The organism is Mesorhizobium japonicum MAFF 303099 (assembly GCF_000009625.1).
Classification (GTDB): domain Bacteria; phylum Pseudomonadota; class Alphaproteobacteria; order Rhizobiales; family Rhizobiaceae; genus Mesorhizobium; species Mesorhizobium japonicum.
In genome coordinates, this window is the sequence record NC_002678.2 from 6,994,360 (window position 1) to 7,017,526 (window position 23,167).

Consider the following 23,167-nt stretch of genomic DNA (forward strand, 5'->3'; position numbering starts at 1 on the left):
ATCATTCCAGAAGAGGATTCAGTCCGATGAAGGACCTTCACTCCAAACTCTCGATTATCAACGCATTCGGTCCTGCCGTCCTGGCTGCCGACAATACCCCTGCGGCCATCGATCTCCAGGGGTTCAATGCCGCTGAAATCGAACTCGCCATCGGTGTTGGCGGCATCACCTTCGACGCCACCAACAAGATCGAGGTCAAGGTCACGCATTCCGATGACAATGCCAGCTATGTGCCGGTGACGGATGCGGACATGCTCGGCATTTCCGGCATTTCTGGCGGCATCATCAAGTCGCTTGTCGCTGCCCACGCTGCCGTTGAAACCTGCCGCTATGGCTACAAGGGCGGCAAGCGCTACCTGAAGATCCTGGCCGACTTCAGCGGCACTCACGGCACTGGTACGCCGCTCTATGCTTCGGTCATCAAGAGCCGCGGCTACAACAATCCCCAGCCGAACGCCGCCTGATCACTGAAACCCGAACGCCCTGAGGCCGCCAGAATGGCGGTCTCATCGCCATGGAGACAATCATGAAAGCCATTGTGACAAAATCATTCATCGGCCGGCGTGACGATCGCGCCGAATCCGAGACCTTTGCTGTCGGTTCCGAGATCGATGGTGAACTCGCGGAATCCGCCGTCAACCAGAAGAATGCGGAATTCGCGGGCAAGAAGCAGGGTGGAAAGGGCAGAAAGTCCGATCTGTCGAAGCTCTCGCGCCCCGACCTTGAAAAGCTCGCGGCAGAACAGGAAATCGACGTTCCGGAGGCCGCAACGGACGCTGATATCGTCGCCCTGCTCGAAGCCGGCAAATAGGTACCTGCTTCATGCGCTCCTTCCTGACTGTCACCACTGCAGCGACGTCGCTGGCCCTGCTTACGCCTGAGGAAATGCGGGTGGCGGCAGGTTTGGCGTCGACAGATGGCAGTCAGGATGCCGTCCTGTCGCCATTGGGTCTGCGCATCGCAGCCTCGATCATGGCGGAATGCAAAATCGCTTTCGCATCCGGCGGCGAGCCGACCTTGCTCAAGGAAACGCTGTCGGAAACGTTCTATGGCGTTCGCGCCGACAGTCTGGTCTTGGGGCGCCGGCACAATGTAACGATTGCCAGTGTGAACAATCGCTCGACCACGCTTGATCCGGCAGATTATGTCGTCGATCCAGAGGCGGGCATACTGACCAGGCTGTCGAACGACTGCCCTGTCCGCTGGTGCTCGACGAAGCTTGTTGTCGTCTACAATGCAGGCTTCACGGATGTTCCGGGCGACCTCAAGCAGGCTGCGCTCGATTTCTTCCGTTACGCATGGCTCGAAGGCAAGCGCGATCCTGCCCTTAAGTCCGAGGTGATCGACACCCCGGATGTCGAGCGCACCGAACGGGCCTGGTGGGTCGGATCGGTACCGGGACAGTCATTCGAAGGCGCTGTGCCCGACATTGTCGCCGGGCAGTTGAAGCGCTTCCGCAATTTCACCATCAGGTAAGACTGTGGTCGACCAATCCGACACCCCGGCTGGCATGATCGCGAGGCTTGACGACAAACTTCTTCGCCGCGGCGAGGACTGCACCCTCCGCCGCAAGGAAGGCTCGCCCTTGACCGACAAGGACGTCACCGTGCGTGCATCGGTGCGTGGCCTTCGCGCCGCCGAGATAGTCGGCACGGCGACGCAAGCCTATTCCATGGCGGTGATATCGCTGACCCAGATCCTGGCCGCAGGCTGGCCGGCCGGTCACACCGTCACGCCTGGTGCCGTCGATCCGCGCATTCCACGCGAAAACGACTTCCTAGTCGTCAAGGGCAAGGTCCGACAGATCAAGTTCGCCGACCCGATCGCCGTCAGTGGCGTCGTGGTGCGCGTCAATCTGACGGTGGCCGGCTGATGGCGACCGGCTTCGAATTCTTCGAACGCGATCTGCGTGTCGCCACGGCGGGCCTCGAACCGGATGAGATAAACCGCCAGGTTGCGGCGTTCGCCAAGGCAGAGCTCGCCCGCGTCATCGCCGAAGGCTTCGCCACGCCGAACTACACCCGCATCGTCAACGGCGTCGCCGATGCCGCCGAGGAAAGCTACCGGGCGCCGGGCGCGATCGTCTACGAATTCACCAACTGGGACCTCGTGATCAAGGCGGCTTTGGAAGAGCTGCAGAAGCGCTCGCCGCGCAAGTCCGGCCGGTTCGCCTCGTCGTTCATCGTCATTGTGGGCGGGCGCACCGTCGTCACCGATTTCACCAGGATCCGGCCTGATGCCGAGATCATCATCACCAATTTCCAGCCCTATGTCCGCAAGGCTGAAGTCGGCATGCTGGGCGTGGCGGAACGCGTCCTGTTCGCCGGCACTGCGCGGGCAATGGCCAATCGTTTTCGCGGCGCCTTCACCTTCACGTCGAAGTTTCTCGACGTGCCGGCCGGCATCCATTCCGGAATGCCATACCGGCTGAAGGGGCGTGGCAGCCATGACCGCATCAGTCGCAAATCGGGCGTGTTGAGCTATCCCTCCATCATCATGAACCCGGTGAACTGATGTCCAGCCCCGAAGCCTTCGACGCGTTCAAGGGTGTGCTCGACGACTACGCCGCCGGCGATGGCGCCTTGCCGGTCCGCTATGAAAATGAATTCGTGCAGGACCTGCTCGACGCCAACACGCCGGCATGGCTCTACGTCGAGGTCTACGGCGATACCTACAATCAGGACACGATGGGCGCGCCCGGCGCCAATGCGTGGGAAGAGCGCGGCGTCACCTATCTGCATGTCATGACGCCGAGCGGCAGCGGAAGCAGGGCAGGGCGCGTCCATGCCAACCGGTTGCTCTACCTCTTCCGCGAAAAGCCGATCGGCAACCTGTTCATGCCGGAAATGTCGATCGGCGAAGGCTCTCCCGGCCAGGACTTCCCGAACTACTATTCCACCGCGGGAACCATCTTCTGGACCCGTCGTGACATCACGTCGACCCCGACGACCTAACCCCGGCCTCGACCGGTCTTTCTGAAAACCAAAGGAGAAGCACCATGTCGTTCGCTGACGGCAGTCAAGTCCGTTTGGCCGACGTGTCGGAAGCGACGCCCGGCACCATTCCGGCCACCCCGCCATTCCAGGTGATGCGCTATCGCACGGCCAGCGTGCGCATCAACAAGCAGACCGACATTTCCGACGAGGTCCGCTCCGATCGCAACGTGCCCGGCATCACCGATGTCGGCCGCGCGGTCACCGGCACGATCGAAACCCGGTTTTCGTACAACACCTACAACACCTGGCTGGAGCGCCTGCTCTGCTCGACTTTCACGACCGGCGTGCTGAAGAACGGTATCACCCACAAGACCGGCGCGCTGGAATTCACCTACGAGCAGGGCGCGACCGACAGCTATATCAGGTACACCGGCTGCCGCTGGAACACGCTCGACCTCAATATGCGCTCCCGCGCCCCGGTGCAGGCGTCATGGGGCATCATGGGCATCGACAGCCCGACGCCAACCACGGCCATCATCGCCGGCGCCACCTATGCCGCGCCGACCACGACGGAAGACTTCAACGCCGGCCTCAATGTCGCGGCCCTGTCGATCACCTCGGCCACCATGGTGTCGCCGCCGAAGGTGCAGGCGTTGAGCCTGCGCATCACCAACAACACCTACCAGGTCGACGTCGTCGGCTCCTATGCGCCCGAGGGGCATGGGCTTGGCCGGTTCGAGGCCAGCGGCACCATGACTTTGTTGTTCAAGGATCTGGCCGCCTACACCGCCATCCTCAATCATGAGGACGTGACGATCGGCTTCACCTTGCAGGACAAGGCGGGCAACGCGCTGCAGTTCGCGCTGCCCAAGGTGAAGTTCCTCGACGGCGGCCCCGCCGCTCCCGGCAACGGCCAGCCTGTCGTCATCGAAGTGCCTTTCCAGGGCTTCTATGACGCGACCTCGGCCGCGACCATCACCATCACCAAGACGGATGCACCCTGATGCGCAAGCCATCGAGAACTGCCCCGACAGCCAGTGCGGGACCGGAAGCCATTCTTCCCCTGACCGACTTCCGCGGTGACCCGTGGAACACAGGCAACAAATGGGCCGTCGCGTTTCGCGCCGGCGTCCTGTCATCGCCGGTGCCGGCGGAGTTCGCGCAAAAGGCGCGCGACGACGGCAAGGCCGCTCCGGCTTGCGAACCTGCTCCCGAAAAGCAGGACTGATCAGTCTGCCAAGACTGGTTTCTGCGCAGAACGGCCGGAGCGTTCGGGCGCTCCGGCCACAATCCTCCCGAAAGGATAACCAATGACCATCAAGCTTTCATCGGTGAAGGCCGATCTGTCGCGTGAAGAAAAAGGCGACTGGATTCCATCACCGGATTTCCCCGGCGTCGAGTTCAACGTTTCGTCGCTGCATTTGCCCGCCTATCAGACTGCGCTTGCCCTGATGGAGCAGCGTCTGGCCCGTGCCTACAAGGGCGTCCCGGTGCCGCCGCATATCCGAACGGTCGAGGTCGGCAAGCTGCTGCACAAACATATCCTGCACGACTGGCGCGGCTTCGATGAGCCTTACAGCGAGGAGATAGCTCGTGGCATGATGTGCGAGCCGGAAGGCCGCAACTTCATTGCCGCGGTCCAGAACTGTGCCGCCATGGTTTCGCTCACCGACGTCGAGTTCGTCGAGGAAGCGGGAAAAAACTCCTCGAGGCCTTCCGCGACAGGATCTGGCGGGAAGGCCTAGACCCCGAACGGCAGGACTGGCTTGAAGAGCTGGCGGCCGAAGAGGGCGCCGAAGACTGGGTCATCAAGGCAGCGTTTCCCGCCGGGCGCATAGAGTTCGAGCCGGAGCCCTGGCATCGGCTTTATTGGCAGGCGTGGGAAGCGATCCGGTTCGACCGCTTCTATGGCGCCATGGGTGGCGAGGGTCCGATCCCGTACATGGTGATCCGGGCCTACGCCAACGACCACGGCATATCGGGCGACGACTTCAAGCTGTTCCGGGCCTTTCTCAAGATCCTCGACGACGCCTGGCTGTTGCATGTCGTTAAGCGCGACAAGCCTCCGCCAGAAAGCGTTCCTCCATCCTCATAGGTATGCGGGAATCTCATGGTCCAGCAATTGTCTTCCCTGCGGGTCGCGCCCGAGCTTGACGCCACCAAATACTCGGCTGGCGCCCAGCAGAAGGTCACGGCCGACAAGGCCATGGTGGCGTCCAACCGCGAGGTTGCCGCCACCGCCGCGCAGACGGATGCCAAGATCGTCCAGTCCGGCGACGTGCTTGCCCGCCTGTCGCGGCAGTTCGTCGACGGCTATGCCTCGGCGCAGCGCATGAATTCGGCGCTCAACTCGCTGTCGCGCGGCATCGACAGCGGCAAGATCAAGATGGAACAGGCGGGGCCGATCCTCGACGGCATCTACCGGAAATTCCAGCTTGCCGGCGACGCGTCGCTGTTCATGGCCCGTGGCCAGACCGAACTTGCCGCCGCGGTCTCTGCCGCCAATGCCAAGCTCGCCGCGCAAAAACAGATCGCGCCGGCCAACAGCAATGGCGGCAGCGATACCTTCCGCCGCACCAATCTCGGCTACCAGGCCTTCGACATCGGTCAGGGCCTCGCCGCCGGCACGCCGCTGGCGATCATCGCGGGGCAGCAGGGGCCGCAGATTGCCCAGATGTATGCCGCACAAGGTGGGCTCAACGCGCTGCTGAAGGATAGCGTCGGCATCCTTGGCGGCGTGGCGCGCGCCGCCGGGCCGTGGATAGCAGCTCTTGCCGCCATATACGGCGCCTACAGGCTCATCGCCTCGTTTTCCGCCGAGGCGTCGCTTGGCGTGGACAGTGCGACCCGTGCACTTGCCGCACAGGCTTCTTCGGTCGAGTCCATCGACGGCAAGATCAAGGATCTGGTTTCGATCCAGAGCGAGTACCAGAAGGCGATCACCACGACCGCCGACGCGCAGTCGGCCGCGTCGGCGTCGATCGTCGCCAGCACACAGCGGGAATTCGACGCCAAGAAACAGTTGCTGGAACTGGAGCTGAAGCGGCAGGAAGCGTCGATCAAGCTGCAGGAATCGGAGCTTGCGATTGCCGGCCTTCAACTGCGCAAGAGCGTCAACCAGCAGGTGTTCACGCGCAGCGACCTCGAGCGGCAGGGCTATGCCGATCCTCGCATCAATGGCGGTATCCCCTTCGTGCGTCAGCCGGACGATGTCACCGGCCTGCAGAAGACTCAGGACGTACTCGACAACAATCCGCTGTTCGACAAGATCAAGGAATTGCAGGCAAACCTACAGCTGACCGAGCTGGGCGCCGAGCGGCTGCGCGAAGCGGTCAAGAAGGTGTTCACCGATGCCGGCGGCGTCGGCGGCCCGACCTTCGCCGGCGGCAACATCCCCATCCCGCATTTCCGTGGCGTCGACGACAATCCGGCCGATCAGGATTTCATGAATGATTTCGGCAAGTCGTCGTCGCGCCAGATATCAGACCTGCAGAACCAGGCGACGGCGCTCGGCCTGACGGGTGCGGCGCTGGAGGCCTTCACGTTCAAGCAGCAGGCGCTGAATGCCGCGCTTGCGCAGAACATCGAACTCGGCCCCGACCAGGTCGCCATCATCGACAAGCAGGCCAAGGCCTATGGCGCGGTCGCCGAGGCCCTGGCACGCGCGCGCCTTGACAAGGACCTTGCCTTTGAGCGCGACCAGATGTTCCGTTCGGCGCAGGATCAGCAGATCGCATCGCGCCAGCAGGGTGCCGGTCTCGCCGTCGACCTCAATTCGCCGGCGGTGCAGCAGATGCGCGATATCGCCAAATTCAGCGATGCCAAGGAATTGGCAACCGGCTTCCTGACCGATTTCAAATCCGAGCTGCTGCGCAATGGCGGCGATGTCGGCAAGGCGCTCGGCACGTCGATCCTCAACGCGCTGACCAAGTCGATGGACGATCAGCTGGGCAAGATCTTCGACACCATCGCGTCCTGGCTTGCATCGGCGATCACCGGACAGCGGCCGGGTGCGGGCGGCGCGGCCTTCGGGACCGCCGGCGGCTTCGCCGACATGATCTTCGGATCGACCGCCAACGACAACTATGCGGCCGGCGCGGTCACGCGTGCGCCTCTCTCCGCCGTCGGCAACATGGCATCCTATGCCGCGGCGATCCGCTCGATCGAGAGCGCAGGCAGCGGCGGCTATTCGGCGCTCGGTCCTGTGCTGAAAAATGGCAACCAGGCGCTCGGCGCCTACCAGGTCATGAAGAGCAACCTGCCGTCCTGGTCGAAAGAGACCTTCGGCGAGGTGATGTCGCCAAAAGACTTCCTGTCCAATCCAGGCGCACAGGACGCGATCTTCGAAAAGCAGTTCGGCAAATACCTGTCCAAGTATGGCAATCCGCAGGACGCCGCGTCGGCATGGTTCACTGGCGGACCTCTGTCCACCGGCGCCAATTCCAAGGATGTTTTGGGCACGTCGGGATCGGTCTATGTCGACAAATTCAACGCCGCCGTCGCCAAGGCGTCTGACAGTCTCGGCGGTCTCGACAGTACCGTCACCAACACGGTGAAGAGCCTTGCCAGCGGCATTGACGGCAAGGGCGGTCTTGCCTCCATCCTGGATGGGCTCAAGCCGCAGAATTTCCAGGCCAACACCACGCTGTCCGACATCCTCGGCTATACCGGCGGGGGCGCGGCATCAGGATCTTCCGGTGGCGGCTTTCTCGGCTCGCTGCTCGGCTTCATCCCGAAACTCTTCGGTTTCGCCGGCGGCACGGATTTTGCGCCTGGCGGCCTGGCGCGGATCAACGAGCAGGGCGGCGAGATCGTCGACCTGCCGCGCGGCTCGCGTGTCATCCCGCATGATGTTTCGATGCGCATGGCGGCCAATGCCAATCGGCCGGCACAAGCCCAACCGACAAAGATAGAACTCCACACGCACATCTATGGCGCCAGCGGCGATGACCATATCCGCACGCTGTCGCGGCAGGGCGCGCAAGAGGCGATCAGCGAGTATCACCAGGGCCAGGTCAGCGGCGGCTTTGGCGAGACGCAGCGGCGCTACACGTCGCAGAAGGGTTGAGCGATGGGGCGCTATACGGATCTCCCCACGCTCGACATCGACTTCCTGAAACCCGCCCGTCTGTCCTTCGACACCAAGGGCGGCGGGCTGGAGGGCGGACGCAACGGTCTTGGGGAATCGGTCACCATCGAAACCAGTGGCGGTGGCATGCTTGTCGGCTCCTATGAAAGCTGCTTCGTGCAGGCGCGCGAAGAGCACGAATATATCAATTGGGTTGCTGCCCGGATGAACAGCGGTGTGCGGTTCATGAATGTGCCGATCAAGTCGGACTGGATGGGGCCTTTTCCAGTCGATTCCGGCAACATCCCGCGTCCCATCATCGGCGGCATTCCTCATTCCGATGGCGCCCTGTTCGCCGATGGCGCCGGTTACAGCCAGACGACGGTGATTGCCAATATGGATGCCGCAGCGCTCAATGCCGGAAAGGTCACGCTTCGAATCTATGGTGCCGCCCGCAATCTGCGCTGGTCCGACTGGTTTTCGATCTACCATCCAAACAAGGGTTGGCGCGCCTATCGAAATTGGGATCATACCGACCCTGTTCCAGCCTTTGAGACGATCGATGGCGTGGCGCGCGCCGGCCAGCGCTACACGCTCTCGCTCGATCGTCCGCTGCGCGAGGCGGTGATCCAGGGAACCCGGGTCGAATTCGCGCGGCCGCGCTGCGTCATGAAGTTTCCGTCCGGCTTCACGCTGCCCTGGGAGGTGCAGGGGTTCTGGCGGTCGTCGCCGACACTGCAATTCGTCGAGGGCTTCTGAACCATGGCCTGGCAGGACCTTTTCGGCTCATACAGCCTGCAATATGTGCCGCAATCCGTTCTCGACCGGATGGCGTCGAGCCATATGCTCGGCATCTTCTTTCGCCTGGATACGGATCCCGGCCTGCATATCTGGGCCGGCGTCAACGACATCCCGGCCGGCTTCGACAGCCTCGACGATAACGGCACGGTCTATCTCGGCGGCGGCCGGCTGCTCAACGTCCCGACGCTTGAGGTGCTGGTCAACGGGCAGAGCTCCAGTGTCGAATTCGGCATCTCCGGCATCGATCCGGATACCGCCGCCAAAGTCCTCGACACCATGCCCGATGTTCGCGGCAAGGACCTGAAGATCGGCATCACCACGCTCGACGACTATTACCAGCCGACAAGCCCGATCATCGCGCTCTGGACGGGAACCGCATCGCATCCGACGGAATCGAGCCCGGCGGTGTCCGGCACCGAAAACCCGACGACGACGATCACGCTTGCCACGGTATCGGGCAACAACACCAGGTCGCGGGCCTCGCTGGTGCTCTGGTCCGGCCCGCACCAGAAGGCGATGTATCCGACCGACAAATTCTGCGACGGCACCGCTCGCCTGGCGCGCGGCGTCGCGCCGGCTTGGCCGAATTACTGATTACGGCGCTCAGGCGGGCGATTGAGGTCGGACGCCTTGATCTCTGGATGCAAATCGTAAAACTTCAAGATCGTGCGGACCCGAGTGGGCGACACTCCGATCGTTCGAGCAATCTCTACCGCATTCTTGCCGGACGCCTTCATCGACAGGATTTCTGCGTTCCGCTGCACCTTCCTGAGCGACATCTCGCTTCTCCTTGGCAACCTGAAAGCATAGCGCATGACGCTGGAAGAATACATCCGCCTGCCGCACCGGTGGCAGTGGGGTTACACCGACTGCACGCTGTTCGCGGCCGACTGGGTTATCGCCGCGACGGGTAAGGATCCGGGTGCCGAATTGCGCGGCACCTATTTCGACGCTGATGCCGCTGCCGCCATCCTGCTCGCCTCTGGCGGCGCGGAACGGCTTGTCGGCGCGAAACTCTCCGCTCTGGGCTTCCATCGCGTCCAGACAGCGCGTGACGGCGATATCGGCATGGTCCTGGCCATGACCGGATTCGACGCCGCCCGCGCCATGCTGAAGGAAATACCGGCCATCCGCTTCGGCCCGCTCTGGGCCGTCATGTCGGCGCGCGGCGTCATGGTCAAGCATCTAGATTGGACTGGCGTGGCATGGCGCATAGCGTGAACCCGTTCGACGATGCGCTGCGCCAGGCGCTGGCGACGGCGTCGCGCAAGGGCACTTACAATCCCGGCATCGGCGCCTTCGAGACGGCGACGACGCAGGAGATTGTCGCCCAAGGCTGGAGCGGCGAATATCGCTGGCCCGTTCACCGCGACCCGATCTTCACGCCGATCTTCACCGCCATTCTCGGCAGCGGCGGTTTCTCGCTCTTCGGCGCGACCATCTCCTATGCTGCGATCGCGTCGGCGATCGTCACCACGGCGATCGTCGCCGGCGTGCAATATCTGCTGACGCCGAAGCCGCCAAAACCGGAGGACGGCCGTGCGCCGCTGACGCAACCGATCCCCTATCGCTTCTGGGGTGTTGGCGAGGCCAGGCTGGCCGGCGCGATGATGCTGTGGGAAGCGCTCGACAACCGCATGTTCTCGGTGCAGGCCATCGTCGGACATCGCATCAATGCCTACACTGGCTTCTATCTGAACGATGACAAGGTTGACGTCATCGGCGGTCACGTTCAATCGCCCGGCGGCGGTCGCTACGTCGACGACGACAGAGATCTTGTCTTTGTCTACCCCGCCCTTGGGCTGGTGCCTGAGACGCCGATCGCCGATTTTGTTACGATCTTAAGCGGCCAAGGCATCTGGACGAACAATCATCGTGGCGACGGACAGGCCTCCATCGGCATGCTCTGTGTCGGCCCCGGGGCCGACAATTTCCTGAAGTCGTTCCCCTATGGCAAGCCGGCGCTGTCCGTTGTTGCCGAGATGGCCTTGGTCTGGGATTTCCGCAACCCGTCGCAAAGTCCGGAAGACCCATCAACCTGGGCGTTCTCCCGCAATCCGATCCTCCATCTCGCCTGGCACGAATGCTTCAATCCGTTCGGCACCAAGCGCGATTTCCGCAAGGCGCTGCTGCCCGTGCTCGATATGTGGCAGGAGGAAGCCGATATCTGCGACGAGGACGTGCCAAGGGCTTCCGGCGGCACGGAAAAGCGCTATGAGTGCGGCGGCTTTGATACCACTGAGCATGATCCGAAAAGCGGCACCAACGCCATCTTGGCGACGTGCGACGGCTGGATGTGCGAGCGCGGCGATGGCGCCTTGCTTGTCGTCGCCGGCAAGTTCCGCGAAAAATACGTCGCCACGCTGACCGATGCCGACATCGTCGGCCACACCGTGCAGCATGACGTGTTGCCGGAAGAAGAGGTCAATCAGTTCATCCCGAAATTCACCTATCCGGCGACGGATTATACCACGACAGATACCGACTATTTCGAGGATACCGCAGCGCAGGTCGCGGCCGGTCGCGTGTTGCCGCAGGACGGCAATTACATCTGGTGCCAGCAATGGCGCCAGGCCCGCCGGCTGGGCAAGCGCGAGTTCGCCCGCGCGCGTGCCAAGAAGCGCGGCACGCTCGACGTCAGGTTCACCGGCATCAATGCCATCTACGCTCCGTGGGTTCGGCTGAACACGCCGCGTCGGATGCCGTCGCTCAACGGCAAGCTGATCAACAACCGCCGGTCCGTCCTGTCGGTATCGCGCGGCGGCTTCCAGATGACTTTCGTGATGATGCCCGACGATATCGACTCCTGGGACCCGGCCGTCGATGAGGGATCGGCGCCGCCTGTGCCGCCAAAGCCGGTTTCGGATGGCATTCCGATCCCGATCATCGACACGGCAGTGGCTGTCTCCGGGGGCGGCAGCGTTTACATCCGCGTCGCGCTGATCGATCCAAACCGGATCGATGTCACGCCGGTTGTTCACTATAGGATATCGGATGTCGGCGGTGGCGTTCCCGGTGCCTGGGTGGAACAGAAGTTCCCTGGCGCGACGCCGGCGGCTGGCCTGATCGTCCTCAACACAAATCCGGTGCCGGCCAACAATTCGATCGACGTCCAGGCCGCCTATATCGGTGCCGACAATAGCTACGGCACCTGGACTAGCACCGTGACGCTGGTCTCGACGGTCGATACGACGCCGCCCGGGGCGGTCACCAGTGTTGTCGCCACGGGCGGCGTCGGCCAGGTCGCACTGACCTGGAACACTCCGAATTCCGGCAACTACGTCGCCACCAACATCAGGCGCAACACCGTCAACAATGAGGGCACCGCAACCCTCGTTCGCACCGAATACGGCGCACCGTCATCCGCCGATGCCTGGACGGACACCGGGCGCGCGGCCGGCACCTATTACTATTGGCTGCGCTCGGCGAACGCATCCGGCGTCGAGAGCACCACAAGCGTCGCCACCGGCCCCAAAGTCGTCACTTAAAAAGGAAAGCATCCATGGCAGTCGTACCCTTCAACGCGCTTTTCGCTGACGGCCCTGCCGGCAATCCGTATCAGCCGCCGAAGCAAGATCTTCGCGATACTTTCAATGATCTGAATGGTCGGATCAGCACTGTCAGTGAGTCCGTGCATTACTCGACTGAATTCGGGTTTGTCGATGACGGCGTGGCTGGCGTTGATACTGGCACCGACAACGATGCTGCTTGGGCTGCGGCAAAGGCAGCGCTGACGAATGGCGAAACCCTTGTCATGGTTCGGCAGAACACAGGCGTGTTCTACTTCGCGACGACGAGCGATTTCACCGGCATCCCTATCGACGCAACGAGCAATCCGACTTTCAATGGACCGAACGTCTACAATGACAGGACGTCAGCGGAAGTCGCTGCCGGCGGACCCCCCATTACCATTGTAGGGGCGGGTAGGCTTACGTCGATCAGCACATCCCTCAACGTCACCTACCGTCGCCATGCGGAACCGGTGGCAAAGGCGGATTTCCTCACCGATGGCGACGTTGCCTATGATGAGCCGACCGTTGTCGACATGTCCGGGGCGGCGGTCACCATGCTCAAATACGCATGGCCGAACGGCAACACGACTTCGGCGACATCAACCGGCATCACCAAGACGACCAACGACATTCAGATCAACAGGGCGACGGCAGACAATTCCGTTCTTATGTTTGCCGGCGTAGTGCCCGAGGCCACATGTCAATACTCATGGGTGGTTGGTCCTAACGTCAATGACGTTCCGTTTGCAGTGATCGCTTTTGATGGCGGCTACCATGCTGTCTATGCGGCCCTCAACTCGCGTGCCATCCACAAGAAGCTAACGGCGCCAAGCATTTTCACCGAGGTCAATATTCCGGATTTCGGCGCGAGAATAACGCCAGAGACGTCGTACACCTTCGCCCAAGGGTCGATCACGATAGACCTTATTACGCCAACGAAATACCAGGTTGGCCTAAACGGCGTGGTGTTCGCGGAAGGGGACCTTCCTTCGCCTGCATTGTATGTCGGGCCAGGCCTGTTTTTTGGGCCAGGTCAGACGGGCACGTCTCATTTTTTCAACATGGTGAAGGTGAAAAACCCCAGCCGCCTGGCGCCCCGCCCAATCCGCGCGTTGTTCGTTGGCGACAGCAAAATGGACCCGGTTTTCCAGGGGTGGCCAGACGACATTGCGCGCATCATGCAGGGCTCAATGGGCGTGCAGTGGGAATACACAAGGAACATCGCCGTAGCTGGCGAGACCTTGGCCCAGCAGCTTACTCGCATCCTTGCTCTAGACATGACGGGTTACACCGATGTGTTCATTGGCCTTGGCACCAACGATGCACAAGGTCTCACATCGCAAACCACGTTCGCCACAAACTTGGGTTTGATGCTCAACCAGGCTTTGAGCCTGGGGGCTCGCGTAACGCTTTTGCTAACGCCAGCATTCTATACCAGAGCCGACGGTTATGCGGTCACAGGATTTGTCAATCAGGGCCAGGCTTCAGTCAACGGCGCAGCTGTCCCTGCGTATCGAGAGATCATCCGACGCGTCGTCGCCACGTACCGGGACGCGGGAAGCAAGGTTGCCCTTGTGGACGCCGGAAAGATATGCGGTCCCACTCTTGCGCAGTATCTGACTTGGGCTTCGTCGTGGAGTGGGAGTCGCGTCGACACCAACGTCTTTGACAACATCCACGAGGGGCGCACTGCCCGCACCAAGATAGCTCAGGCGTGCGCAAGAGCCGCCTTTGGGCTCGCAACGCCGGCAAGGACGAAGAAATATCCTAGCCTTTTAACGTCGGCCGTCCCGGCTTCCTGGTACGCAAACAGTTGGACAGCTTCGTCTCCTGCGGCGGTCTTTTGGATTGATGAGCGCGGCTATAAGCACCTTGACGGAGTGATCCAGGCGAATGCTGGCCCTCTCGCAGACGCTACGGTGGTTATGACCCTGCCGACCTACATGCGCCCGGCGCGAAATATCCAGCTAGCCGCGGTCGGCTCAAAAGTGGCCACGGCGGGGCAGGCTAACCAGACGTGGGTGGAGATCCTGGCTACTGGCGACGTCCGGGTGTACGGGGTCGATACCACCAACAAGTTCGTCCGCCTCTCTGACGCGCACTGGGAGTGACGAGCGCGTTTAATCCTTGCCGCGTGGGCACCGCGGCGCATTGCGGGAAAGAGCCTTGGGCCGTCGGCCGCTAAGCTCAAGGCCAAGATGGTGTAGGCATCGGTGGGCCACCGACAAAATCGTTGAAGGCGAATTTCTCATCTTGGGTCATCGTCCGGTACTCCCAAGCGATGCCGTTCCATAGACTCATGATGGGACGTCCGGCAACCTCTGTGCCGTCACTTAGCACGACGCGATCAGACGGCGTGTAGAAATGCCATTTACCGTCCTTGATGTCGGTCTCGCCCAAAACCCGCAGGAGCGATCCCACAATGACCAAAAAAGCCAGCGCGCCGGCAAAACGGGCAACAGGCTGTTCTGTTTCGGTCAGGCTGAACATGGCTTTAAAGTCCATCCGAGTCCGTTCGATTTGGTGCGCGCGTTCCGCAGCGCCTCGCGCATCACTCGGAGATCCACTGCCAAAATGGCGGCGTTCGTAGTCTGGGCGATGTCAGAATTAATTGTTAGGCGTTTGCCGATGCTCTCACCTAGGCGGCGGATATGAGCTTGATATCCTCGGCGAGCAACCGGACGCCGCTGTCCAGCACAATGCCGGAATGATCCGCCGCTTTCACTACGCCTACTTGCGGGAGAAGGTGGGGCTTGCCGCCCATGTCAGAGATGTCAGACGCGCACACATAGCGAATACTACGACCCACCAATGCGGCGCGGTCTTCATCGGTGCTAAAAGGCAAGTGGCCATCGTTCATCGGGTGCCCGAGTAAATCCATACTATCTATCTCCATTTTGGCCACTCGTAGCAAAGCGGGTTCTTGAAAGCCATAGTAGTAGCCGTGCAATTTGGTCAACAAGAAAACCAACTCGTCCTGCCGCTGGCAAAATGCGTAACTCGAATCCATTCGCCAGATATCGGCTCCCGGCCTAGACCATCCTTCACCTGTCCCCTGGTTTTAGCGGCTTCGACATCACTGCCGGCCTGCACCTCGGCGCGCTTCACGGCTTTGCCTTCTCGCATCCATTCGACTGTGTAGCTAGCCATCTGTGCGCCCTCCGGCGCTGATCATAACCAATCATCATCTGAAAGGAACATATCATGGCTGTTTCCCGTGAAAGGGAATCGCTTGCTCGCGTGCTTGCGCATGAGGGCGGCTATTCGAACCATCCCAACGACCCTGGTGGCCCGACGATGAAGGGCGTCACGCAACGCGTCTATGACGGCTTTCGGAAGGGCAAAGGCCTTGCCACCCGCTCAGTCAAAAGCATCACCACCGCCGAATTGAATGAAATCTATGATCGTCAGTATTGGGACGCGGTGCAGGGCGACGCGTTGCCGGCCGGCGTCGACTACGTGGTTTTTGACGGCGCGGTGAATTCCGGTCCCGGTCGCTCGATCATGTGGCTTCAGCAGGCGTTACGGCCTGCCTATACCGGCCGCATTGACGGCGTCCTCGGCATGGGCACGCTTGCGGCGCTGAAGGCGGACAAGAACAACGACGCGCTGATCGACCGCATTTGTAGCGCCCGCATGGCCTTCCTGAAGCACCTCAGCACGTTCGGAACCTTCGGCCGGGGCTGGACGGCTCGCGTTGCTGAAGTCCGAGCAATCGGCCAGGCATGGGCAACCGGTCAGGTGCCACAGGCGGCTAACTTCGTCGACGGCGGCCAAGCGAAAGCCTTTGTCGATGATGCCAACGCCGCACCGTCGACCGCGCCGGCGGACTTGGCAACTGGCGCCGGCACCGGTGGCCTCGGTCTGTCTGGTTACCTCTATGATCTGCAGAACCAGCTGTCGCCGCTGTCTTACACCAGCGAGTGGATCGGCAAGGTGGTCGTGGTCGTGGCACTCGCAAGCGCGGTGCTGGCGATCGGCGGGCTCGGTTATCGCTGGTACGCCAACCGCAAGGCCAAGCACCTCGCCGCCGCGCTCGGGACGGCGCCGGCATGAGCTTCCTCATCACATTGCTTGTCGGCCGGCTCAGCGTCTCGCGCTTGGCCGGCGGCATCATCCTGTGGGCGGTCATCGCCTTGATGGCCTCGGGCGCAGCGCTCGCGGTCTACGAATTGATAAAACACAAGGGCGCCGACGAGGCCCGTGCCAAGATCGAGAAGGGAAATCAGGATGCGATACGCAAGGGCATCGACGCTCGTATGTCTCTCGACGAGTGCATTGACGCTGGCGGCGTGTACGACTTCGGACGTCAGCGGTGTAACGCCGCTACGCTCGGCCCTCGGTAGCAGCCTTCCGGGAGCGCAGGGCAAGACGGTGGCCGATCAGAACAAGATCGACCGCACCGTAGCGCCAGGTTGCGCCGTGAAGCTCTACACCCGCGCAGAATGCGATCTCCACACCAAGGCCAGCACCGCGCGCCGCGCCGAACTGAAATCATAGCAGGGCAGGGATGATGCCGACGTCGGGAACGAAGAGCCTTGAGATGATGATCGGCGGCCTGCTGCAAGCCACGCAGGACATGCAGCGCGACATCACCGAGATCCGGCGTGATATCAAGGACAGCGATGCGCGAGCCGCGCTGAGCTACGAGCAATCGGAACAGCGCGCCGCCTCCAGTCGTGCGAAAATGTATCAAAAGACCGACGAACTGGTCGATCGCGTGACCGCCACCGAAAGCGCGGTCAGCAAGCTCAATGCCGACATGACCAGCGTTAAGGAAGTGACGGCCGAGGTGACGCGCTGGAAGCTCATGGGGCTTGGTGCACTCGGCGTCACCGGCATGGCCGCCGCTGCCCTTGCGTCGCTCGTTACCGCCTATTGGGGCGACATCTGGCGGGTGCTGCGCGGCGGATGAGAAAGGTAGCTCGCTCCGTCGGTCGCTGCTCTTCCGCCGCCACTTGAACGGTCCTTAGCTGTGTCACTTGGCAGTGCGCATTGCCTGCATTTCGGAGCCGAGCCACCATGAGACTGTTGCGTGACGTCTGCGAAAGTAGCCGCAGTATAAATGCATTAAGTTCCTTCGCCAATTTCATGAGCGATGAGGCATTGTTTGTTTAGTGTTGACTAATCCGCCGGACAGTGCTCGCTCCGGTCGGCCTTTATTTTGTTATCGCGCTGCGCCGCGCTACGAATGACGCTTTTGAAGCGTCCGCTGTACTTTTCCGGGTCAATGGAGTAGCTGGCAATTTTCGCAGCGAGATCGAGCGTAATGGTTGCAAAATGTCTGGTCCTTGGCGGCGGCGGCTTCATCGGCTCGAATATATGCCGGCGCCTGAGCGCTGAGGGTCTGTCGGTGACTGCCTTTGGGCGCCGAAAAGGTATTGCACCACTGCCACGTGAAATCGCTTGGTTCGAAGGAGACTTCAGAGACAATTTGGCGGTGACGAAGGCTCTGCAAAGTCACGACACCGTAATCCACCTTGTCCATTCCACTTGGCCATCGACTGCGGATGCGGACATGGCAGCCGATATTCGCGACAGCGTCATTCCCTCAGTCGAGCTGCTCGATGCCTGCGTCAGGTCTGGAGTAAAGCGAATAATCTATTTCTCCTCGGGAGGGACTGTCTACGGAGAGGTCGACGAGATTCCCATTAGGGAAGATAGTCCTACCAACCCCGTTGGGGCCTACGGTGTTTCGAAACTAATGATTGAGCACTACGTTCGATTGTACGAGCGCAAATACGGCCTCAACAGTTTCATTGTGCGGTTGGCCAATCCATTCGGTCCATGGCAGGTTGAGGCGCACAATCAGGGTCTGGTTGCGTTTGCCGGGCACCTGATTCAGAGCGATCGGCAAGTCACTGTTTACGGCGATGGCAGCGCTCGCCGCGACTATGTTTATGTCGAGGATGTCGCCAATTTCGTCGCCCGGCTCATCAACTACAACGGCGCCAAGCGCACTTTTAATGTCGGCGGAGGCGGCAATGGTCAATCGATCCTCGACGTCATCCATGCGATTGAAACATCGTTAGGCAAGAGGGCCATGATCAAACGTGAGCCATCAAGACCATTTGATGTACCATCCAACGTCCTGTCCATCGAGCGCGCCGAAAAGGAACTGGGGTGGAGGCCGGCGACATCGTTCCCCGACGGGATTGATTACACCCTATCCTGGCAGCGAGAATTTTATGCTAGGCCGTGAATCTCCTGATGTGACACCGGCCAACGAGGGCTACGGAATCATCGGCGTTTGCTAGGCGCGCCACTGGGCAACTGAAGCGGTCGCTTGCGGCAGGTATACGGCGAACGTCAGCTGCCATCCACCTTCAGTTTGTCTTTCCCAAAGTATTTCATGAAAAGGTCGGCAGCCCACGCTGATGGCAGCTTGCGATCCCCTTTCTCGTACAGACCCTCCTGGAAATAAAGCTCACCCCCGCCGGTGATTTCGCCAGGCTGGTATTTTTTCAGGACGATGGTTGAACCGGCGTCGAACCGATGATCCCATATGTAATCATTTTTCGTCCTGATCTCGACGAATCTGGAGTAGTTAATGGCCAGCGGCCGAGCCGTCAGCAATATGGACGGCACGACCGAGAGCAATGCGGCCACACATATTGCCCGATACCTCGCGTTGGTGGCCGGACTGAAGCTAAAAAAAGTTGCCAGAAATCTCCCAGCGGCGAGGATCGCTACCCACAGTAAAGCCTGCTCCATTGTTGCATGCCGACTGCAACATCCACCACCGAACTGGTAGTAGGTGATGAACAGCACAAAAAATGCGGCGCCGGCAGACGAAAGAAACAAGACGGCGGCCAACATCCGATCGCCAGGAGCGGCACGAAGCGTTCTAAAATAAAGGAAAGAACACGTAAGGAACGCTAACTTAGGCAATATCCCAATGTAAATAAGCTTGTTATGAGATCTCTGGCCAAGAGAGCTGACAACGTTATTTCCATAAAATAAGGAATCGACTACGAACTGCTTCACTGTCGCAAGCACCGAGCTGGAGAAAACCCTTGCCGTCGCGGACCCTGCCGAGGCTTCGGCAGACATGCTCAACCTTCCCATCATCAAATAATAGAAAACGAGCCCGGAAACGATCAATGCAGGGACGAATATCGCTGCCACCGAGCCGGTTACTGGAATAAAACGACGCCTATATAAGGCCCAGTACGAAATCATGAGGAAGCTCATTATCCAGGCAAATGTCGCACCAATCTCGGAAGAAAGAGCGCCAATTATGAGTGCGCCGACGGCCAGCCAAGCTTTTTGGTAAATGGGGCGGTCGGTGAACAAGAACACCGACGCTACAAAGAAAACGGCAGCGAGAGTTGGCATGTTTGGCAGCGCGGCTTGAACCCAGTAGAAGACCTCTGAATTATCCCGACCGACAACGCTCAACAGCACGAGTGCCGACGCGAGCAACAGGGGGACGGTTCTGTCAGAGGATGTTCTTTGAAAAAGTATTGGACCCAGCGCCGCCGCTATCATCGCTAACCAGTGCGTGATCAGCAGGGCGCCGATGTGCCTTTTCCCAGTTACCTCAACCGTGTGGTGATAGAGGTAGGAGATCAGCTCGGAGAACGGCCGCGGCGCCCAACCTGTAAGCTCCTGAAGCAGCGCATTTACGCCGTCAGTCCTGTAGACGTATCCGAAGTGAAACTCATCGGCCTGCCAATGCCCGAGGGGCGTAAGGAGAAAAAAGGAAATAATCGACAAGGCGATCAATGTGATGGTGAAGCCATACGCCATCTTACTGGTCAGACTATGCTGCATTTCGTGTTCCATCTCGCCTTGTAACCGCACGTCCCAATCCAAGCTTTGGTGGCGCTTGTAGACGATTGACTGCAGCACCGAAAGGCGCTGCTCGACTTTTTTGCCTTGGCAGGTTGAACGCGACATCACCGTTGCATAAGTATCGTTTCCTATTGCGCACGCCAGGTGCATGCCCTAGTCGGATAGCCTGCTGGACAATGCCGACACAGGTCGGGCGGATCGGCCGGGACGTGACAAAAAAAGGTTTGGAAATGGCCGGCAGCGAGTTCGATGCCTACAGGAATACCTACGCAGACACGGTCAACAGCGCGATCTCGTTTTCTGGCCTCGACGTCGACTTCTTCACGCGCGCGAAAGCGGTTCGGCTGATCGATATCCTGACAAGAGAAGTCGGTGCGCCGGGTGGGCTGTCCGTCCTCGACGTAGGCTGTGGAATAGGAAACTACCACGGCCTCTTGAGTGGAAAGGTCGGCCGTTTAACAGGGGTCGATCCTTCTTCCGAATGCATCGCAGAGGCCGAGATAAGGAACCCGGGTGTTGCCTATGCCGTGTCGGACGGCAACGTTCTTCCCTTCCCGGACAACGAATTTGATGCGGCGTACGCAATATGCGTCATGCATCATGTCCCCCCAGCCAAGTGGAAGCTCTTCGCTCAAGAACTGGCCCGTGTCACTCGTCCAGGTGGGATGGTGGTCATATTTGAACATAATCCTTACAACCCTGTGACGAGGCGAATTGTCTCCAACTGCGCCTTTGATGTAGACGCTGTTCTACTCTCGAAAAGGCAGGTCATGAGGCACCTGGAAAATGCCGGCCTTCGCGATATCGGCGGGCAATATATCCTCAATGTTCCGTCGATAGACGGCGCCTTGAGGCGGATAGACGATGCGATGGGATTTGTTCCCTTAGGGGCGCAATATTACGCGTCGGGCCGCCGTTGAACATTGCATTCGAGAGAGCCAGGCGGATCTCGACTTTCGCCATGGTGGGGTTCTTCAACACGGCCATGTATTTCGCGCTGGCCAACATCCTTGTAAAAATTGGTGTCAGCGAAACGATTGCGGCGTACGCCGCCTACGGAGCCCTTATGCCGGTTTCGTTCATTGGCCATCGCAAGCTAACCTTCCTCTCAAAAGGTCGGCTCGGTGTCGAATGGCTCAGATTCTGCGTCGTGCAAACCACAAACATAACGATCATTTTTGTCGTAACGAACCTGTCACGATCCGGCCATTTCTCGGGATGGCTGACATTTGCAATCATCAGCGTCCTTATCCCTATGCTAAACTTCCTCTTATTTCAGCTTTGGGTTTTTGCGGTACCGCGCCAAAAATCCGAGGACCGCTAGACTCTTTGTGTAGGCAACCGCACCTGGGCTTTTGCTACTTTTTCCGGGTTTGAAAAATAGCGCTCTATGGCCTCATCTGACGACCGATCGATGAGGAAAAATAGCGGCTTTCCATGTGCCCGAAGTACCAATACCGAGAGAAATTCCAGCACGACAGCGATGAGCATCATTGTCAAGCCGCCGAAGAGGACGATGGCCAGGATGAGGGAGGTCCATCCCTTCGCCTCCACAGCAGCTGGGAAGATGAAGTGAACCAATACCAGGGCCGCACCGCCAACGAGTGCGGCGGCGCTGAATAAGACCCCAAAAAAGCCGGCGAGGCGGAGAGGTTTTGCTCCAGCCGACATAATCATGCGTCTGGCATGGGAGACTAATTTGCTGAATCGGTACCCGCTGACCTTACCTTGAATGAACCGCTCGTCCTTTAGGCGCATCGAAACAATATCGACGCGCTGTGTGAACCACGAGAGTGCCATATCGAAATATGTATCGTGGCCACACGCGGCAGCGGCAGCCCTGGCGATCTCCCCTCGCAATAATCGAAAACTGTTGAACATTCGGATGTTCGGATTGCCGCTGGCTCTTTCAACGAAGGCTTTATATCCCCTCGACCCAAGGTCCCGTATCAGGCTCTGATGAACGGCACTTTCCGCGTTCGCATACACGATGTCGCTTCCACGCTCTGCGACCATTCGGAAAAGTTCGTTTACCGAACTTGGTGGATGCTGAAGGTCTTCATCGAGCGTGACGATCCAGTCCCCACTCGATCGTATGATACCCGCTATTGTAGCCGGGTGTTGGCCGAAATTTCGCGACAGATGAAAAGCACGCACCAGCGGATTTTCGGCAGCAAGGGTGTCGATCAGCTCTCCGGATCCGTCGATAGCATTGTCGTCGACCAGGCAGATCTCCCTGATTTCAAACGGAGCATTGGAGGCACTCCATTGAGCGCCAAGGGACTCGATTTCTGCCACGAGGCTCCGAAGATATTTCTGGCCGGAATAGACCGGGACAACAAACGACACAGATATCGGCGTAGCGATCACAATTTTTCCCATTCTTCGACGTCGAGGGCGACCGTGATAGCCTTAAGTTCATCAGGGTCATAGGAGGAAATCTCCTAAACACCGGAATTGGACTGGCCTTCTCCTATTTCTCGCACCCGATCCCGTCATGATCGCGATCCAATCCGTTGGGATCGGCGCCGGTGATCTTTACGGGGCCGACAACAACCGGATTGTTCCCTTTGCCGCCAGCGCAGTCCAGATCGCCTCCACTGCGAGAGCTTACGCGCCGGTAGCTGTTGACAACGGCGACAGCGCGGGCGCCATCGCCCTCTATGTGAGTGTTCTGACTGTTCGGACTGAACGGATCGACCGTCTGCAAAAGCATGTTGGTGTGGTTAGCGTCTCCAGCAGCTAAAGTGACGCCATCGTAATGGTTCAAGTAGTCGGCCGAGCACCCCGTCAAAAATACGACAGACAAACTCAATGTCCTAAGATGAAAGCGCATGAAGTTCCCCCTCATACGGAAAATATGCACTCTTTCTAATTTGTTGTCGAATCTGCCTGTGCTAAACCATCCAGGAAACGAAGGAGATCAAGCAACTGCGGCGCACGCGGCCCACGGTCCAAGTGACCTCCACTTCTGCCGCTCGTTTGACCTAGGCTGGTTGATCCCAGCCCCCGACTTGCCCGCTGCTCTCCCCAAGGGACAGCGGGCCTTTTCT

At 59.9% G+C, this 23,167-nt stretch carries 30 protein-coding genes; 24 read left to right on the forward strand and 6 right to left on the reverse strand.

Features of this window, described 5'->3' with window-relative positions; translation table 11 throughout:
* Positions 1 to 26 precede the first annotated feature (26 nt).
* From MAFF_RS34650 to MAFF_RS34710, 13 genes are all read left to right on the forward strand, one after another.
* Positions 27 to 464 carry a hypothetical protein gene (locus MAFF_RS34650; protein ID WP_044550303.1) on the forward strand — a complete coding sequence of 146 codons (438 nt, stop codon included), beginning with the start codon at positions 27 to 29 and terminating at the stop codon, positions 462 to 464.
* Positions 465 to 526: 62 nt separating this feature from the next.
* Positions 527 to 811 (forward strand): hypothetical protein, encoded by a 285-nt coding sequence (locus MAFF_RS34655; protein WP_157866136.1) that lies wholly within the window; start codon positions 527 to 529, stop codon positions 809 to 811.
* Positions 812 to 822: 11 nt separating this feature from the next.
* The gene (locus MAFF_RS34660; RefSeq protein WP_010915690.1) at positions 823 to 1,476 is read left to right on the forward strand and encodes a hypothetical protein; all 654 of its coding nucleotides are present in this window, start codon (positions 823 to 825) and stop codon (positions 1,474 to 1,476) included.
* 109 nt (positions 1,477 to 1,585) lie between these two features.
* Positions 1,586 to 1,873 (forward strand): hypothetical protein, encoded by a 288-nt coding sequence (locus MAFF_RS34665; RefSeq protein ID WP_157866137.1) that lies wholly within the window; start codon positions 1,586 to 1,588, stop codon positions 1,871 to 1,873.
* On the forward strand, positions 1,873 to 2,514 hold the full coding sequence (locus MAFF_RS34670) for a hypothetical protein (protein WP_010915692.1): 642 nt from the start codon (positions 1,873 to 1,875) through the stop codon (positions 2,512 to 2,514). The genes MAFF_RS34665 and MAFF_RS34670 overlap by 1 nt, the downstream gene beginning before the upstream one ends.
* Complete coding sequence (locus tag MAFF_RS34675) at positions 2,514 to 2,954, forward strand: hypothetical protein (protein ID WP_010915693.1); 441 nt, start codon at positions 2,514 to 2,516, stop codon at positions 2,952 to 2,954. The genes MAFF_RS34670 and MAFF_RS34675 overlap by 1 nt, the downstream gene beginning before the upstream one ends.
* Before the next feature lie 44 nt (positions 2,955 to 2,998).
* Positions 2,999 to 3,940 (forward strand): phage tail tube protein, encoded by a 942-nt coding sequence (locus MAFF_RS34680; RefSeq protein WP_010915694.1) that lies wholly within the window; start codon positions 2,999 to 3,001, stop codon positions 3,938 to 3,940.
* Positions 3,940 to 4,164 (forward strand): hypothetical protein, encoded by a 225-nt coding sequence (locus tag MAFF_RS34685; RefSeq protein WP_010915695.1) that lies wholly within the window; start codon positions 3,940 to 3,942, stop codon positions 4,162 to 4,164. The genes MAFF_RS34680 and MAFF_RS34685 overlap by 1 nt, the downstream gene beginning before the upstream one ends.
* An 82-nt stretch (positions 4,165 to 4,246) precedes the next feature.
* Entirely contained in the window at positions 4,247 to 4,681 is a 435-nt protein-coding gene (locus MAFF_RS34690) for a hypothetical protein (RefSeq protein ID WP_010915696.1), read from the forward strand.
* A gap of 143 nt (positions 4,682 to 4,824) precedes the next feature.
* Positions 4,825 to 5,031 (forward strand): hypothetical protein, encoded by a 207-nt coding sequence (locus tag MAFF_RS41560; RefSeq protein ID WP_425280343.1) that lies wholly within the window; start codon positions 4,825 to 4,827, stop codon positions 5,029 to 5,031.
* Positions 5,032 to 5,046: 15 nt separating this feature from the next.
* Positions 5,047 to 8,004, forward strand: a complete 2,958-nt coding sequence (locus MAFF_RS34700) for a hypothetical protein (RefSeq protein ID WP_010915698.1) — start codon at positions 5,047 to 5,049, stop codon at positions 8,002 to 8,004.
* Between the two features lie 3 nt (positions 8,005 to 8,007).
* A complete protein-coding gene (locus MAFF_RS34705) occupies positions 8,008 to 8,763 on the forward strand; it encodes a hypothetical protein (protein WP_010915699.1) in 756 nt (251 codons plus the stop codon).
* 3 nt (positions 8,764 to 8,766) lie between these two features.
* Positions 8,767 to 9,399, forward strand: coding sequence for a hypothetical protein (locus MAFF_RS34710; protein ID WP_010915700.1), 633 nt, complete (start codon positions 8,767 to 8,769; stop codon positions 9,397 to 9,399).
* On the opposite strand, the gene MAFF_RS34715 is transcribed toward MAFF_RS34710, so the two are convergent.
* Complete coding sequence (locus MAFF_RS34715) at positions 9,393 to 9,584, reverse strand: helix-turn-helix domain-containing protein (RefSeq protein ID WP_157866139.1); 192 nt, start codon at positions 9,582 to 9,584, stop codon at positions 9,393 to 9,395. The genes MAFF_RS34710 and MAFF_RS34715 overlap by 7 nt on opposite strands.
* A 34-nt stretch (positions 9,585 to 9,618) precedes the next feature.
* On the opposite strand from MAFF_RS34715, the gene MAFF_RS34720 reads away from it, so the two are divergent.
* From MAFF_RS34720 to MAFF_RS34730, 3 genes are read left to right on the forward strand one after another with little or no spacing between them, the layout of a single operon-like run.
* Positions 9,619 to 10,026: a DUF6950 family protein gene (locus tag MAFF_RS34720; RefSeq protein ID WP_010915702.1), complete on the forward strand. Its 408-nt coding sequence runs from the start codon at positions 9,619 to 9,621 to the stop codon at positions 10,024 to 10,026.
* Positions 10,011 to 12,293: a hypothetical protein gene (locus MAFF_RS34725; protein WP_010915703.1), complete on the forward strand. Its 2,283-nt coding sequence runs from the start codon at positions 10,011 to 10,013 to the stop codon at positions 12,291 to 12,293. The genes MAFF_RS34720 and MAFF_RS34725 overlap by 16 nt, the downstream gene beginning before the upstream one ends.
* Before the next feature lie 14 nt (positions 12,294 to 12,307).
* Entirely contained in the window at positions 12,308 to 14,428 is a 2,121-nt protein-coding gene (locus MAFF_RS34730) for an SGNH/GDSL hydrolase family protein (protein ID WP_010915704.1), read from the forward strand.
* 76 nt (positions 14,429 to 14,504) lie between these two features.
* Here the strand turns inward: MAFF_RS34730 and MAFF_RS34735 are convergent, their stop codons facing one another.
* Positions 14,505 to 14,807 carry a hypothetical protein gene (locus MAFF_RS34735; RefSeq protein WP_157866141.1) on the reverse strand — a complete coding sequence of 101 codons (303 nt, stop codon included), beginning with the start codon at positions 14,805 to 14,807 and terminating at the stop codon, positions 14,505 to 14,507.
* Between the two features lie 148 nt (positions 14,808 to 14,955).
* Complete coding sequence (locus MAFF_RS34740) at positions 14,956 to 15,327, reverse strand: hypothetical protein (RefSeq protein ID WP_044550314.1); 372 nt, start codon at positions 15,325 to 15,327, stop codon at positions 14,956 to 14,958.
* Positions 15,328 to 15,521: 194 nt separating this feature from the next.
* On the opposite strand from MAFF_RS34740, the gene MAFF_RS34745 reads away from it, so the two are divergent.
* From MAFF_RS34745 to MAFF_RS34755, 4 genes are read left to right on the forward strand one after another with little or no spacing between them, the layout of a single operon-like run.
* Positions 15,522 to 16,373, forward strand: coding sequence for a glycoside hydrolase family 108 protein (locus tag MAFF_RS34745; RefSeq protein WP_010915706.1), 852 nt, complete (start codon positions 15,522 to 15,524; stop codon positions 16,371 to 16,373).
* Complete coding sequence (locus MAFF_RS34750; RefSeq protein WP_010915707.1) at positions 16,370 to 16,663, forward strand: hypothetical protein; 294 nt, start codon at positions 16,370 to 16,372, stop codon at positions 16,661 to 16,663. Before MAFF_RS34745 ends, MAFF_RS34750 begins: the two co-directional genes overlap by 4 nt.
* Positions 16,664 to 16,691: 28 nt before the next feature.
* Positions 16,692 to 16,817, forward strand: a complete 126-nt coding sequence (locus MAFF_RS41225) for a hypothetical protein (protein ID WP_010915708.1) — start codon at positions 16,692 to 16,694, stop codon at positions 16,815 to 16,817.
* A gap of 10 nt (positions 16,818 to 16,827) precedes the next feature.
* The gene (locus tag MAFF_RS34755; protein WP_010915709.1) at positions 16,828 to 17,232 is read left to right on the forward strand and encodes a DUF1515 family protein; all 405 of its coding nucleotides are present in this window, start codon (positions 16,828 to 16,830) and stop codon (positions 17,230 to 17,232) included.
* A gap of 209 nt (positions 17,233 to 17,441) precedes the next feature.
* On the opposite strand, the gene MAFF_RS39840 is transcribed toward MAFF_RS34755, so the two are convergent.
* The gene (locus tag MAFF_RS39840) at positions 17,442 to 17,627 is read right to left on the reverse strand and encodes a hypothetical protein (RefSeq protein ID WP_162034346.1); all 186 of its coding nucleotides are present in this window, start codon (positions 17,625 to 17,627) and stop codon (positions 17,442 to 17,444) included.
* Between MAFF_RS39840 and MAFF_RS34760 the strand changes: the two genes are divergently transcribed.
* A complete protein-coding gene (locus MAFF_RS34760; protein ID WP_010915710.1) occupies positions 17,587 to 18,519 on the forward strand; it encodes an NAD-dependent epimerase/dehydratase family protein in 933 nt (310 codons plus the stop codon). The two genes, MAFF_RS39840 and MAFF_RS34760, sit on opposite strands and share 41 nt — an antisense overlap.
* Positions 18,520 to 18,626: 107 nt before the next feature.
* Here the strand turns inward: MAFF_RS34760 and MAFF_RS34765 are convergent, their stop codons facing one another.
* Positions 18,627 to 20,219 carry a hypothetical protein gene (locus MAFF_RS34765; protein WP_157866142.1) on the reverse strand — a complete coding sequence of 531 codons (1,593 nt, stop codon included), beginning with the start codon at positions 20,217 to 20,219 and terminating at the stop codon, positions 18,627 to 18,629.
* Between the two features lie 71 nt (positions 20,220 to 20,290).
* Here MAFF_RS34765 and MAFF_RS34770 point away from each other — a divergent pair, with 71 nt between their 5' ends.
* Together MAFF_RS34770 and MAFF_RS34775 are read left to right on the forward strand one after the other, a co-directional pair.
* Positions 20,291 to 21,034, forward strand: a complete 744-nt coding sequence (locus MAFF_RS34770; protein WP_010915712.1) for a class I SAM-dependent methyltransferase — start codon at positions 20,291 to 20,293, stop codon at positions 21,032 to 21,034.
* Positions 21,031 to 21,438 carry a GtrA family protein gene (locus MAFF_RS34775; protein WP_044550317.1) on the forward strand — a complete coding sequence of 136 codons (408 nt, stop codon included), beginning with the start codon at positions 21,031 to 21,033 and terminating at the stop codon, positions 21,436 to 21,438. Before MAFF_RS34770 ends, MAFF_RS34775 begins: the two co-directional genes overlap by 4 nt.
* Here MAFF_RS34775 and MAFF_RS34780 read toward each other — a convergent pair.
* Positions 21,435 to 22,496 (reverse strand): glycosyltransferase, encoded by a 1,062-nt coding sequence (locus MAFF_RS34780; RefSeq protein WP_010915714.1) that lies wholly within the window; start codon positions 22,494 to 22,496, stop codon positions 21,435 to 21,437. The genes MAFF_RS34775 and MAFF_RS34780 overlap by 4 nt on opposite strands.
* 115 nt (positions 22,497 to 22,611) lie before the next feature.
* Between MAFF_RS34780 and MAFF_RS40355 the strand changes: the two genes are divergently transcribed.
* Positions 22,612 to 22,860, forward strand: a complete 249-nt coding sequence (locus MAFF_RS40355; RefSeq protein ID WP_044550320.1) for a hypothetical protein — start codon at positions 22,612 to 22,614, stop codon at positions 22,858 to 22,860.
* Positions 22,861 to 23,167 lie beyond the last annotated feature (307 nt).

Coding starts and splice junctions, on each gene's coding strand:
- MAFF_RS34755 (WP_010915709.1), top strand. CDS start 16,828: ATGATGCCGACGTCGGGAACGAAGAGCCTTGAGATGATGATCGGCGGC.
- MAFF_RS34720 (WP_010915702.1), top strand. CDS start 9,619: ATGACGCTGGAAGAATACATCCGCCTGCCGCACCGGTGGCAGTGGGGT.
- MAFF_RS34765 (WP_157866142.1), bottom strand. CDS start 20,219: ATGTCGCGTTCAACCTGCCAAGGCAAAAAAGTCGAGCAGCGCCTTTCG.
- MAFF_RS34730 (WP_010915704.1), top strand. CDS start 12,308: ATGGCAGTCGTACCCTTCAACGCGCTTTTCGCTGACGGCCCTGCCGGC.
- MAFF_RS34725 (WP_010915703.1), top strand. CDS start 10,011: ATGGCGCATAGCGTGAACCCGTTCGACGATGCGCTGCGCCAGGCGCTG.
- MAFF_RS34700 (WP_010915698.1), top strand. CDS start 5,047: ATGGTCCAGCAATTGTCTTCCCTGCGGGTCGCGCCCGAGCTTGACGCC.
- MAFF_RS34705 (WP_010915699.1), top strand. CDS start 8,008: ATGGGGCGCTATACGGATCTCCCCACGCTCGACATCGACTTCCTGAAA.
- MAFF_RS34780 (WP_010915714.1), bottom strand. CDS start 22,496: ATGGGAAAAATTGTGATCGCTACGCCGATATCTGTGTCGTTTGTTGTC.
- MAFF_RS34650 (WP_044550303.1), top strand. CDS start 27: ATGAAGGACCTTCACTCCAAACTCTCGATTATCAACGCATTCGGTCCT.
- MAFF_RS34690 (WP_010915696.1), top strand. CDS start 4,247: ATGACCATCAAGCTTTCATCGGTGAAGGCCGATCTGTCGCGTGAAGAA.
- MAFF_RS39840 (WP_162034346.1), bottom strand. CDS start 17,627: ATGAAGCCGCCGCCGCCAAGGACCAGACATTTTGCAACCATTACGCTC.
- MAFF_RS34735 (WP_157866141.1), bottom strand. CDS start 14,807: ATGTTCAGCCTGACCGAAACAGAACAGCCTGTTGCCCGTTTTGCCGGC.
- MAFF_RS34750 (WP_010915707.1), top strand. CDS start 16,370: ATGAGCTTCCTCATCACATTGCTTGTCGGCCGGCTCAGCGTCTCGCGC.
- MAFF_RS34740 (WP_044550314.1), bottom strand. CDS start 15,327: ATGGATTCGAGTTACGCATTTTGCCAGCGGCAGGACGAGTTGGTTTTC.
- MAFF_RS34745 (WP_010915706.1), top strand. CDS start 15,522: ATGGCTGTTTCCCGTGAAAGGGAATCGCTTGCTCGCGTGCTTGCGCAT.
- MAFF_RS34770 (WP_010915712.1), top strand. CDS start 20,291: ATGCCGACACAGGTCGGGCGGATCGGCCGGGACGTGACAAAAAAAGGT.
- MAFF_RS34715 (WP_157866139.1), bottom strand. CDS start 9,584: ATGTCGCTCAGGAAGGTGCAGCGGAACGCAGAAATCCTGTCGATGAAG.
- MAFF_RS34760 (WP_010915710.1), top strand. CDS start 17,587: ATGGTTGCAAAATGTCTGGTCCTTGGCGGCGGCGGCTTCATCGGCTCG.
- MAFF_RS40355 (WP_044550320.1), top strand. CDS start 22,612: ATGATCGCGATCCAATCCGTTGGGATCGGCGCCGGTGATCTTTACGGG.
- MAFF_RS34655 (WP_157866136.1), top strand. CDS start 527: ATGAAAGCCATTGTGACAAAATCATTCATCGGCCGGCGTGACGATCGC.
- MAFF_RS34710 (WP_010915700.1), top strand. CDS start 8,767: ATGGCCTGGCAGGACCTTTTCGGCTCATACAGCCTGCAATATGTGCCG.
- MAFF_RS34670 (WP_010915692.1), top strand. CDS start 1,873: ATGGCGACCGGCTTCGAATTCTTCGAACGCGATCTGCGTGTCGCCACG.
- MAFF_RS34680 (WP_010915694.1), top strand. CDS start 2,999: ATGTCGTTCGCTGACGGCAGTCAAGTCCGTTTGGCCGACGTGTCGGAA.
- MAFF_RS34660 (WP_010915690.1), top strand. CDS start 823: ATGCGCTCCTTCCTGACTGTCACCACTGCAGCGACGTCGCTGGCCCTG.
- MAFF_RS34675 (WP_010915693.1), top strand. CDS start 2,514: ATGTCCAGCCCCGAAGCCTTCGACGCGTTCAAGGGTGTGCTCGACGAC.
- MAFF_RS34685 (WP_010915695.1), top strand. CDS start 3,940: ATGCGCAAGCCATCGAGAACTGCCCCGACAGCCAGTGCGGGACCGGAA.